General features: G+C 68.2%; 12 protein-coding genes. 4 read left to right on the plus strand and 8 right to left on the minus strand.

The annotated features are described in order from the left end of the window. Positions 1-491: solute carrier family 23 protein (locus ACTHL9_RS07435; RefSeq protein ID WP_440518210.1), on the minus strand; the 491-nt coding region annotated here is incomplete at its 3' end. Between the two features lie 190 nt (positions 492-681). On the opposite strand from ACTHL9_RS07435, the gene ACTHL9_RS07440 reads away from it, so the two are divergent. Further along, on the plus strand, positions 682-1,287 hold the full coding sequence (locus ACTHL9_RS07440; protein ID WP_440518211.1) for a malonic semialdehyde reductase: 606 nt from the start codon (positions 682-684) through the stop codon (positions 1,285-1,287). Positions 1,288-1,376: 89 nt separating this feature from the next. Here ACTHL9_RS07440 and ACTHL9_RS07445 read toward each other — a convergent pair whose 3' ends face one another. The 5 genes from ACTHL9_RS07445 to ACTHL9_RS07465 form a co-directional block, all read right to left on the minus strand. Next, entirely contained in the window at positions 1,377-2,897 is a 1,521-nt protein-coding gene (locus ACTHL9_RS07445) for an MFS transporter (RefSeq protein ID WP_440518212.1), read from the minus strand. Further along, the gene (locus ACTHL9_RS07450) at positions 2,894-3,355 is read right to left on the minus strand and encodes a MarR family winged helix-turn-helix transcriptional regulator (protein WP_440518213.1); all 462 of its coding nucleotides are present in this window, start codon (positions 3,353-3,355) and stop codon (positions 2,894-2,896) included. Before ACTHL9_RS07450 ends, ACTHL9_RS07445 begins: the two co-directional genes overlap by 4 nt. A gap of 99 nt (positions 3,356-3,454) precedes the next feature. After that, a complete protein-coding gene (gene pgm / locus ACTHL9_RS07455) occupies positions 3,455-5,110 on the minus strand; it encodes a phosphoglucomutase (alpha-D-glucose-1,6-bisphosphate-dependent) (RefSeq protein WP_440518214.1) in 1,656 nt (551 codons plus the stop codon). A gap of 99 nt (positions 5,111-5,209) precedes the next feature. After that, positions 5,210-5,500, minus strand: coding sequence for a protealysin inhibitor emfourin (locus ACTHL9_RS07460; RefSeq protein ID WP_440518215.1), 291 nt, complete (start codon positions 5,498-5,500; stop codon positions 5,210-5,212). A gap of 23 nt (positions 5,501-5,523) precedes the next feature. After that, positions 5,524-6,561 carry a M4 family metallopeptidase gene (locus ACTHL9_RS07465; RefSeq protein WP_440518216.1) on the minus strand — a complete coding sequence of 346 codons (1,038 nt, stop codon included), beginning with the start codon at positions 6,559-6,561 and terminating at the stop codon, positions 5,524-5,526. Between the two features lie 136 nt (positions 6,562-6,697). Here ACTHL9_RS07465 and ACTHL9_RS07470 point away from each other — a divergent pair, with 136 nt between their 5' ends. After that, entirely contained in the window at positions 6,698-7,258 is a 561-nt protein-coding gene (locus ACTHL9_RS07470; RefSeq protein WP_440518217.1) for a DUF4190 domain-containing protein, read from the plus strand. On the opposite strand, the gene ACTHL9_RS07475 is transcribed toward ACTHL9_RS07470, so the two are convergent. Continuing rightward, positions 7,233-8,684: an amidase gene (locus ACTHL9_RS07475; protein ID WP_440518218.1), complete on the minus strand. Its 1,452-nt coding sequence runs from the start codon at positions 8,682-8,684 to the stop codon at positions 7,233-7,235. The two genes, ACTHL9_RS07470 and ACTHL9_RS07475, sit on opposite strands and share 26 nt — an antisense overlap. Positions 8,685-8,771: 87 nt before the next feature. Between ACTHL9_RS07475 and ACTHL9_RS07480 the strand changes: the two genes are divergently transcribed. Both ACTHL9_RS07480 and pheA read left to right on the plus strand, forming a co-directional pair. After that, positions 8,772-9,095 (plus strand): rhodanese-like domain-containing protein, encoded by a 324-nt coding sequence (locus ACTHL9_RS07480; protein ID WP_440518221.1) that lies wholly within the window; start codon positions 8,772-8,774, stop codon positions 9,093-9,095. Continuing rightward, the gene (pheA, locus tag ACTHL9_RS07485) at positions 9,095-10,015 is read left to right on the plus strand and encodes a prephenate dehydratase (protein WP_440518219.1); all 921 of its coding nucleotides are present in this window, start codon (positions 9,095-9,097) and stop codon (positions 10,013-10,015) included. Before ACTHL9_RS07480 ends, pheA begins: the two co-directional genes overlap by 1 nt. Positions 10,016-10,018: 3 nt before the next feature. On the opposite strand, the gene ACTHL9_RS07490 is transcribed toward pheA, so the two are convergent. Continuing rightward, the coding region (locus ACTHL9_RS07490) for a diacylglycerol/lipid kinase family protein (RefSeq protein ID WP_440518220.1) at positions 10,019-10,493 on the minus strand (475 nt) is incomplete at its 5' end.

The raw sequence follows: 10,493 nt of genomic DNA on the forward strand, positions 1-10,493 counted from the left end.
GCGGTAAAGTTCTGCTTCGCTGCCGGCGCGAGGTTGAGGCCGATGAGTGCAACGATCGTTCCTGTCACAACCGGCGGCATCACGATGTTGATCCAGTGCGCCCCGAATGCCTGGACGACCGCGCCCACCAGCGCGAGCACGATTCCCGCGACGACCACCCCGCCGAGCGCCCCGGCGACGCCGAACTGCTGCTGCGAGGCGAGGATCGGTGCGATGAACGCGAACGACGAGCCGAGGTAGCTCGGCACTCGGCCCTGCGTGACCACGAGGAACAGGAGGGTCCCGATCCCTGAGAAGAACAGCGTGGTCGCCGGCGGCATGTGCGTGAGGATCGGGACAAGGAAGGTTGCACCGAACATGGCTACGACGTGCTGGAGCCCGATCCCGATGGTCAGCGGCCACGCGAGCCGCTCCTGCGGTGCCACGACCTCGCCGGGGCGGACGGAACGGCCGTCACCGTGCAGCTTCCAGCGCGTTCCGAGCATGCTCATGGGGGTCGCCTTCCGGGAGGGGGGTGGGTGCCAGAGAGAAATATTACTTGGGCGTACGACGACGGGCGGCGGGCCATGTGGCCAACGTCACCGCGGATTCCGGAAGGCCAGCGTACGGCGCGCGGTTAGTACGGGGGAGAGCGCGGCTCACCCGAGCCGCGGTTCCGAAACCCCGCAGAAGGAGATCAGCATGAGCATCGCCCACGAGGAAGCCGCGCTGGACGCCGCCGCCGTCGACGCCCTGTTCGTTGAAGCCCGCACCGCCAATTCGTTCACCGGCGAAGTGACCGACGAGCAGGCTCAGGCCATTTACGAGCTCACGAAGTTCGGCCCCACGGCCTTCAACAACCAGCCCCTTCGCATCACCTACGTGCGGTCTCCCGAAGCGCGCGAGCGTCTCGTGGCCCACATGATGCCGGGCAACCAGGAGAAGACCCGGAACGCCCCCCTCGTCGCGGTCCTCGCGTTCGACACCGAGTGGCATGAGAAGTGGGACGAGTTCCTTCCGGTCGCCCTGCGCGCCAAGGCGATGTTCGACAACGACGAGTCCCTCCGCTACGGCACCGGCCGCGACAACGCGCACCTCCAGGCGGGCTACTTCATCCTCGCGGTCCGCTCCCTCGGCTTCGCCGCTGGCCCGATGACCGGAGCCAACTTCGACGCCATCGACGCCGAGTTCTTCGCTGAGGGGGGCCGCAAGAGCTTCCTCGTGGTGAACATCGGCCTTCCCGGTGTGGACGCCTTTGGGCCTGCAAAGACGAAGTTCGCGTACGAGGACGTCGTCGAGACGCTCTGACTCGATTCCCGGCTGTACTGCCGGAACGGAAACGGCCTCCGCTGCCTTGCTTGGCAGCGGGGGCCGTTTCGTTGATCTGGTCTTCGCTCTCAGCCTTCGCGGAGGGGTTCCGTGGGCCGCCGCGGTGCTATCCGGGGCATGCTGCCGGTGGCCACGCGGCCGATGGAGCCGGTCTTGGGTCGGGAGTCCCCGCGGCTGCAGGCCTTCACCCGCGTAGCTTCCGTTTCGGGTACACGAACTGCCCCTGTCTCGGGTACGCCAACTGTTTCGGGTACGCCAACTGTCGTCTGACCGGCGAGGGCCGCCTGCGGCTCGGTCGCCGCGCGAGGTGAGGGGACGCCGTCGGCCGCTGTGGCAGCCTCGAGGCGCCGGGCAGCCCAGACCGCGCGCACTTGATCGCGGAAGGACCCCTCGCCCCAGCGGTTGAGCGCGACGACGCCGAGCAGGCCGGCGGCTAGGGCCGCGAGGCCTCCGATGAGGATCGACCAGCGCGCTCCCGCAGTGTTGGCAACCCAGCCGATGAGTGGTGCGCCGATGGGGGTTCCGCCCTGAATCACGGCCATGTACAGCGCGAGGACTCGACCCCTGTACTGCGCATCCGTCCCCAGCTGAACGATGGTGTTGCAGAGGTTGAGGAACGTGATCGACGACAGCCCGACGAACATGAGCATGACCGCGAACCAGAAGTAGCTGGGCATGGTCGCGGCGACGACGGTCGCAATGCCGAGCAGAATGGCGGCTGCCACGATGAGGGTCATACGCGGCTTCTTGCGACGGGCGGCCAGGAGGGCACCGGCAAGCGTTCCCACGGCCATGACGGATCCCAGAAGGCCGTAGCCATCCGGTCCCGCGTGGAAGACGTCCGCGGCCATGAGCGCGTTCGTGACCTGGAAGTTGAGCGTGAACATCCCCACAACTCCGGCCATCGCGAGGATCAGCACGATCCTCGGCTGGGTGCGCACGTACCGGATGCCTTCGATGATCTGGTGCTTGCCCCGCGGCACCCGCGGGCTTGGATGCAAGAGGTCGGTCCGCAGCTTTGACAGGGACAGCAGAACACCGGCAAAGGAAGCCGCGTTCAGGAGGAACACCCACCCGGTGCCGATGACTCCGATGAGCAGGCCAGCCACGCCAGGGCCTGCGAGTCGTGCGAGGTTGAAGGACGCGCTGTTGAGGGCCACAGCGTTCGGGATGTCCTGACGCCCCACGAGTTCGGAGACGAACGCCTGCCGCGGGGGCGCGTCGAACGCGCTCGCGACGCCGAGGCCGAGCGCGATGGCGTAGATCTGCCACAGCTGGACCGTCCCCGTTAGGACAAGCACGCCCTGCAGGAGTGCCAGCAGCCCCATGGCGGACTGGGTCGCGATGAGTAGCTTGCGCTTGTCGAGCCGGTCCCCGAGGACCCCGGCATACGGGCCCAGCACAAGGATGGGAAGGAACTGGAGGCCCGTGGTAATGCCGACTGCGGCGCCGTCGTGCTGCGTCAGCTGGGTGAGGACGAGCCAGTCCTGGGCGACGCGCTGCATCCAAGTGCCGACGTTCGAGACAAGGGCACCGGCGGCCCACAACCGGTAGTTGGGGTGACGGAGGGCGCTGAACATGGCACTCATCGGGCGCTCATCTCCAAGAGGATCTCGGAGGCGCGGTGCATGACGGCCCGGTCTGCGTCGGAGAGGTCTTCGAGCCGTTCGGCCAGCCACGCCGACCGAAGCCGTCTGGACTCCTCGACCACTTCGCGGCCCGCGGCGGTGAGCGCCACGACGACTTGGCGCCCGTCGCTCGGGCTGTCCGTGCGTTCAACGAGGTTCTGGGCGGACAGCGCGTTGACGGTCCGGGTCATGCTCGGGGCCTGGACTCGCTCGGCGTCGGCGAGCTGCCGCATGGTCTGGGGGCCACGCTTTGCCAGCAGGGCGAGTACCGTGGTCTGGCCGGGCGTGACTACGTCGCTTCCCGCCTGATGGCGGAGCACACGCGACGTGCGCATGACCGCGATACGCAGTTCAACGGCGAGTTCGCCGAGGTCGGGTGCTGTGAGTTTGAGATCGGGGGAAGTGTCAGCTGAAGTCATTGATACTTAGCATAGCTCATTACCCTTGCTAAGTAAATCTGGTTGAGCCGTCACATCCGCCGGGTGTGCACCCTGCGGACGTGACGGCGCAACGGGGAGTTAGGAAATCACGGAGTCGACGAGGGCCTTCGCCTCCGACTGGACCTGCTTGAGGTGCTCCTCGCCCTTGAAGGACTCGGCGTAGATCTTGTACACGTCCTCAGTGCCCGAGGGGCGGGCCGCAAACCACGCGTTCTCGGTGGTCACCTTGAGACCCCCGATCTTCGCGCCGTTCCCGGGAGCCTCCGTGAGCTTCGCCGTGATCGGTTCCCCGGCGAGTTCCGTCGCCGTCACATCCGAGGCCGAGAGTTTGCCGAGCTTGGCCTTCTGCTCCCGGCTCGCCGCGGCGTCGATGCGCGCGTACGACGGCGACCCGTACTTCGCGGCGAGGTCCGCGTAGCGCTGGGAGGGGCTTTGGCCGGTCACGGCCTGGATCTCGGACGCGAGGAGGCACAGCAGGATGCCGTCCTTGTCCGTGGTCCAGACGCCGCCGTCCTGCTTGACGAAGCTCGCGCCCGCGCTCTCTTCGCCGCCGAACGCGCCTTCGCCGCTCAGCAGGCCGGGGACGAACCACTTGAACCCGACCGGAACCTCCACGAGCTTCCGGCCCAGCCCCTCCGCGACCCGATCGATCATCGACGAGCTGACGAGCGTCTTGCCGACCACGGCGTCCGGCCGCCAGCCGGAGCGGTTGCGGTAGAGGTAGTCGATGGCCACCGACAGGTAGTGGTTGGGGTTCATCAGGCCGGCGTCCGGGGTGACGATGCCGTGCCGGTCCGCGTCGGCGTCGTTGCCCGTGGCGATGTCGAACTTCGTGTCGCCCGAGTTGACCTTCGTGATGAGACCCGCCATGGCGAAGGGCGAGGAGCAGTCCATGCGGATCTTCTCGTCCCAGTCGAGCGTCATGAAGGCCCACTGCGGGTCGACCGTCGGGTTCACCACGGTGAGGTTGAGGTGGTGGCGCTCGCCGATCTCGCCCCAGTAGTCTACCGACGCCCCGCCCATGGGGTCCGCCCCGATGCGGACTCCCGCATCACGGATCGCGGCAATGTTGAGGACGAGCGGGAGGTCGTCGACGTAGTTCGAGAGGAAGTCGTACTGTCCCGTGGTGTCGGCGTTGAGGGCTTCCTGGAGCTGGACTCGCTTCACGCCGCTGAGGTTGGCCTCGAGGAGTTCGTTGGCGCGGTTCGCGATCCAGCTGGTCGCATCCGTGTCGGCCGGGCCGCCGTGCGGAGGGTTGTACTTGAAGCCGCCGTCCGCGGGCGGATTGTGGCTGGGGGTGACGACGATGCCGTCCGCTCGAGCAGGATCGTCCTCCGATCGGCCAGCGTTGTACTTGAGGATCGCGTGGCTGAGGGCGGGCGTGGGGGTGTAGCCGTGGCGGGCGTCGATGAGGACCGTCACGCCGTTGGCGCCGAGGACCTCGAGCGCCGTGTTGGTGGCCGGCTCGCTGAGACCGTGCGTGTCCTTCGCGAGGAACAGAGGCCCGCGGATTCCCTGCCCCGCCCGGTACTCGACGATCGCCTGGGTGATGGCGGCGATGTGCTTCTCGTTGAAGGAGCCCTTCAGGCTCGACCCCCGGTGGCCCGAGGTGCCGAACGCCACGCGTTGGCCCGGGTCGTTGAGGTCGGGCGAGACGTCGTAGTAGGCGTCCAGGAGGGCCGTGATGTCGACGAGGTCACTGGGAAGGGCTACGGTGCCCGCTCGGTTAGCCATGCCCATAGCTTGGCAGAGAAGAGGAACGCTGGGTGGCGCGGACATGAAGATTTCCCGTGGTGACGAGATTCAGGCGCATTCACAGAGCGGACGACGGCGTCACCCGCCTTCCGCGAGGACCCGCTCCGCCAGTTGGCGGAGGGGGCCGGTCAGCGTCGAATCCGGTAGGTCCACACGCTGGCGCCCGAGCTGAACGGTCCATTGGAAGGCGTCCCGCGCGAGCCGATTTCCCGAATCCCGCTGAAGCTGGTCAGTCTGGCTGCGCGCGGCCCGGTAGAGGCCAGCCCATTCGTTGTCGGATGGCGAGCGCTCGCCTCGCATCACGAATTCGACGGCGCCCCTCCGCGGAATCCCGGTGACTCCGCCGGAGCGCGAGACGCTGACCCTCACGCCGATACCCCCTGCCTTCCTCTTCAGCTCTCGCCTGCACCCACCCCAACCGTCCGCCAGGCAGCCGCGATGGCCCGCTCCTCATCGGAACGCACGCCGAACAGCCGCCCCGCCGTGACAACAGTCTCGCGGGCGAACCCCTCGAAGTCGACGCGATCGTTCAGCTTCGCTCCGGCCACCGTCTCGAACCATACTCGGCCAGCGCGCTCCCACGCGCGGCCCCCCAACGCGGTGGCGGCGAGGTAGAAGGCACGATTGGGGATCCCGGAGTTCACATGGACGCCCCCGTTGTCCTCACGAGTCCGGACAAACCCCTCCATGTGGCCGGGCTGCGGATCCTTCCCGAGGATCGGGTCGTCGTAGGCGGTCCCGGGTGCCGCGAGCGACCGGATGCCCACACCCTGAATGCCGGGAGCGAAGATGCCTTCGCCGATGACCCAGCTGGCTTCATCCACCCTCTGCCCCAACGCATGCTGCTCCACCATGACTCCCATCACGTCCGCGAAGCTCTCATTGAGGGCGCCCGACTGGCCTTCGTAGGCCAGATTGGTGGTGTATTGGAGAAGGCCATGGCCGAGTTCGTGCGCGATGACGCTGAGCGACGACGTGAAGGAATTGAACACCTTCTGGTCCCCGTCGCCGAAGACCATGCGGGAGCCGTCCCAGAAGGCGTTGTCGTACGCGGACCCGTAGTGCACCGTGCCCTCAAGCGCCAGCCCGTCGCCATCCAAGCTCGACCGCCCGAAGGCGTCGTCGAGGAAGCCATAGGTAGCCCCGAGCCCGTCGTACGCACGGTTGACCTCGACGTCGTCGACCGCTTCCTGCCCCTCTTTGCGCACGAGGTGCCCGGGCAGCTCCTCGGAACCCCCTGCGTCGCTGATTTCGCGGTGAAGTCCTCTTGGCCCGTCTGGGCGAGCTCCGCCGTCGGCCTCCAGGGTCCTCGCGACGCGCAGCCGGCGGTCTGCCACAAGCGTCAGACGAGCCTCCCGGGAGGCCTCGCGGGGCGCAGCGCCCGCGATCCGTTCGAGAAGATACGGCGGGATGACTCCTTGTCTCAGCATGCGCTCACGGTATTGGCCCCCACCGACATTTCTGGCCGACCTTCGTGGGGCCTCGACGACGGGCCGGCGAGTAGGCTGGAGTCGGTGCTGAGCGAAGCACCTGTGCGGAGACACATCGGTTGGGGAACGAGGGGACATGGCTGACGCGCACGACGATCCCGAGCAGGGCGTGCCCCAGTGGAATAAGCGCCAGGGAACGCAGCCCACCGAGCCCATCCAGCCTGAGTCCCGGCACGCCACCCGCCCAATACCCCCAGTTCCTCAGGCGCCCACCTCGCCAGGCACCTCGGCCGCCCCGCCCACCGCAGCCGGCAACCCCTACGCCCAAGGCGCCTACGGCCAATCCCCGTATGGCCAATCCCCGTACGGCCAGCCCGGATACTCCCAGCCCAGCTACCCCCAGCCCTCGTACGGGTACCCGCAGCCCTATTCCTACGCCCAGCCTGAGCCGAAGGGCCTCAGCATCGCCTCGATGGTGTGCGGGATCGCGGCCCTGGTGGGCTTCGGCTTCTTCCTGCTGCCGCAGATCGCGGCGGTCGTGCTCGGCCATCTCGGGCTGGCCCGGGAACCGGCCGGCCGTGGGTTCGCCATCGCGGGGCTGGTGATGGGCTACGTCGGCCTGCTCATCGCCGTGGTGGTCATCGCCTTCTTCGTGATCGCGATCGCCTCGATCAGCCAATCCCCCTACGGCTACTAGCAGGCTCTTCGAGCACCCGCGCGAGCTGGAGGAGCAGCGCCTCCGAGCCCATCGGTCCCACGAGCTGCACGCCCATCGGCAGTCCGAGGTCGGTCCAGAGCGTCGGGACCGAGACGGCGGGAAGGCCGCAGACGTTCACCATCGACGACCACGGCGCGAACTCGCATTGACGCGCGTAGTCGTGGTCCGCCGTCGCCTCCCACTCCTGTCCCGAAAACCAGCCGATGGGCCGGGGCGTCTGGGCGAGGGCAGGCATGAGCATGACGTCCCACTGCCGATACTGCGCCACCGTGTCGCGTTCGAAGCGTCGTAGGAAGGCGAGCGCCTTGTCGAGCTTGGCTCGGCTCCGCTGCTGGGCCCTGCGCCGGAACGCGCGGGTGAGCGGGGTGAGAAGGGGCTCTCGCTCCGGCCTGATCCTCAGGCTTCCGACCCCGGCCGTCCATGCGGCGGTGAACGCGTCGGGGTACCGGTTGTCGTACCGGATCTCCGCCTCGGCGACGAGGTGGCCCGCGGCCGCCAGCCGCTCCACGGCTGTGTCCAGCGCAGCACGTGCCTCAGGCTCGGGTGCTATGCGGTAGCGCTGCTCCCAGGGGCTGGCGAGGGTCACGCCGACCTTGAGCCGATGCGGCTCGCTGTGAACGGCGTCGAGGTACGACGCCGAGTGGCGGCCCGAGTGCGCTGCCCGCCGATCGCTGGGCGCGCCTCGGGCGACGAGTGCGTCGAGCAGGAGCGCAGCATCCTCGGCGGACCGTGCAAGGGGACCCGAGACGACAAGCCGTGCCAGGTCCCCCGTGCTCTCACCGGCAGGGATCAGGCCGCGGCCCGGCTTGAGGCCGACGAGCCCGCACGCAGCAGCGGGAATCCTGATGGAGCCTCCGCCGTCGCTGCCGGGTGCCAGCGGAATCAGTCCTGCCGCCACCGCCGCCGCCGAACCTCCCGAGGAGCCGCCGGAGCTCAGCGCAAGTCCATGGGGATTCCTGGATGGCCGCGCAACACGGTTCTCGGAGTAGGCCGTGAGGCCGAACTCGGGGACTTGGGTCTTCCCGAGGGAGATCGCCCCGGCTGCGCGCAGCAGGGCCACAACGGGGCCGTCGCTCGAGGCGGGCGGGTGGTCGATGGCCGCGCTTCCGTGGGTCGTGGGAACGCCGGCCACGTCGTGGAGGTCCTTGAAGGCGGTCGGAACGCCGTGCAAGGCGGGGAGCGCGTCGAGCGTTCCGTTCCGGCGGGCTGCGGCGTGCGCCTCGTCGGCAGCTGCGGCCGCCTCGAGCGCCGCTTCGGGAGTCACGGTCACGAACGCACCGAGTTGCCGATCCGAGGCTTCGATCGCCTCGAGGCAATGGCCGACGACGTCGCGAGCCGAGAGTTCGCCCGTGCGCAGAGCGTCGCGGAGCCCGCGCGCGGAAAGGCGGGCTACGCCGTCGTCCATCCGTCTCCTCCCGGGCGCCCGTCGCGGACCTACCCACTATAGGCTTGAGGGAAAATCCCCTATTTGCTGTTGACGGAGGGCATCACCATGGCCGAGTTCGAATCCGTGCGCGTCGACCAGCTGCCGCAGGGCACGCTGCTCGACGTCCGCGAGGACTACGAATGGGAGGCCGGCCACGCCGACGGCGCACTGCACATTCCCATGGACCAGCTGCCTGCTCGACTCGGGGAACTCGACCCGGACGAGGACCTTCTGATCGTGTGCCGCACGGGAGGTCGTTCGGCGAGGGTGACGAGTTGGCTCGTCGACCAGGGCTACTCGGCGTTCAACGTGGTGGGCGGCATGGACGCGTGGCTTGAGGCGGGGAAGCCGATCGTGTCCGAAAACGGCCAGCGCCCCACGGTCCTCTAGTGATCTACACCTTCCTGGGCCCCGCGGGGACGTTCACCGAGGCCGCCCTCTTCAAGGTGCCCGGCGCCCGCGACGCCACGCGGATCCCCTCGGCGAGCGTGAACGAGGCACTTGAGCTCGTGCGCTCGGGAGGCGCGGATGCGGCGATGGTGCCCATCGAGAACTCGGTCGAAGGCGGCGTGACCGCCACGTTGGACGCCATCTCGACCGGGCCCGAGCTGCGGATTGTCCGTGAGGAGCTGGTGCCGATCACGTTCGTCCTTGTGGCGCGCCCTGGGACGAGGCTTGGGGATGTCCGTCGAATATTGACCCACGGGCACGCCTGGGCGCAGTGCAGAGGATGGGTCACGGCACATATTCCCTCTGCGGAATACGAACCGGCATCGTCCACGGCCGCTGGCGCGTTCAGCCTTCTTGAGCCGACTGCCCGTCCCGGGGACGCGGCGATCTGCAGCCCGATCGTTGCGGAGGAGCACCCCGAACTCGATGTGCTCGCGGCCGACCTGGGGGACACACCGGGCGCCGTCACGCGGTTCATCTTGGTCACACGGCCCGGGACGCTCCCCGAGCCGACGGGGGCCGACAAGACCACCGTCGCCGTCCCGCTTCCAGAGGACCACCCCGGCGCTCTCATGGAGATCCTCTGGCAATTCGCCTCCCGAGGCGTCAATCTCTCCCGCATCGAATCGCGGCCCACGGGCGAGTACCTCGGCCACTACTTCTTCAGCATCGACGCCGAAGGCCACCTACGGGATGCCCGGGTCGCCGACGCCCTCGGTGGCCTGTACCGGCTGAGCCCGGAGACGCGATTCCTCGGCTCCTACCCGCGCGCCGATGCCGTCCAGCCGACTGTCCTCCCGCATAACGCGGACGGGGCGTTCGAGGCCAGCCAAGCCTGGGTGCGCTCGATCCTCGGGTGAGGCTCAGTGCGCCACGCGTGCGAGCAGCGAGAGCGGTTTCACCTCAACGCGGATATCCGTCGCAGGCCCTGTGGGGTCGCCGTCGGCCTGTGTCTCGACAGGCTCCGCACTCCGGATGCGAACGTTCTGCGCGCCGTAGAACGACATCGCCGGAACCGGCCGATTGTGCTGGAACGTCACCTTGAGGTACATCGCGATCCAGCCGATGAGGGTGCGGGGGCTCATCACCACGATGTCCAGAACCCCGTCGTCCACGTAGGCCTCGGGAATGAAGTCGACGCCGCCGGGCAGCTTGCCGCAGTTCGCGAAGAGGACGCTGCGCACGCGGCGGGTCTGGAAGTCGCCGTCGTTCAAGGAGATCTCCACGCGCTTGCGGCGACGCCCCGGCATGTGGCGGATTCCGGCCTCGGTGTAGGCGATCCAGCCCACCGCGCGCTTGAGGTCTTCGTTGGTATCACTCAGGATCTCGGCGTCCATG

The sequence above is a fragment of the Sinomonas sp. genome, assembly GCF_051955515.1.
Lineage (GTDB): Bacteria > Actinomycetota > Actinomycetes > Actinomycetales > Micrococcaceae > Sinomonas.

What these genes read in the sequence shown, in the direction of transcription:
- ACTHL9_RS07450 (WP_440518213.1), bottom strand. Translation starts at nt 3,355, where the DNA reads ATGACTTCAGCTGACACTTCCCCCGATCTCAAACTCACAGCACCCGAC.
- ACTHL9_RS07465 (WP_440518216.1), bottom strand. Translation starts at nt 6,561, where the DNA reads ATGCTGAGACAAGGAGTCATCCCGCCGTATCTTCTCGAACGGATCGCG.
- ACTHL9_RS07470 (WP_440518217.1), top strand. Translation starts at nt 6,698, where the DNA reads ATGGCTGACGCGCACGACGATCCCGAGCAGGGCGTGCCCCAGTGGAAT.
- ACTHL9_RS07480 (WP_440518221.1), top strand. Translation starts at nt 8,772, where the DNA reads ATGGCCGAGTTCGAATCCGTGCGCGTCGACCAGCTGCCGCAGGGCACG.
- pgm (WP_440518214.1), bottom strand. Translation starts at nt 5,110, where the DNA reads ATGGCTAACCGAGCGGGCACCGTAGCCCTTCCCAGTGACCTCGTCGAC.
- ACTHL9_RS07475 (WP_440518218.1), bottom strand. Translation starts at nt 8,684, where the DNA reads ATGGACGACGGCGTAGCCCGCCTTTCCGCGCGCGGGCTCCGCGACGCT.
- ACTHL9_RS07445 (WP_440518212.1), bottom strand. Translation starts at nt 2,897, where the DNA reads ATGAGTGCCATGTTCAGCGCCCTCCGTCACCCCAACTACCGGTTGTGG.
- ACTHL9_RS07440 (WP_440518211.1), top strand. Translation starts at nt 682, where the DNA reads ATGAGCATCGCCCACGAGGAAGCCGCGCTGGACGCCGCCGCCGTCGAC.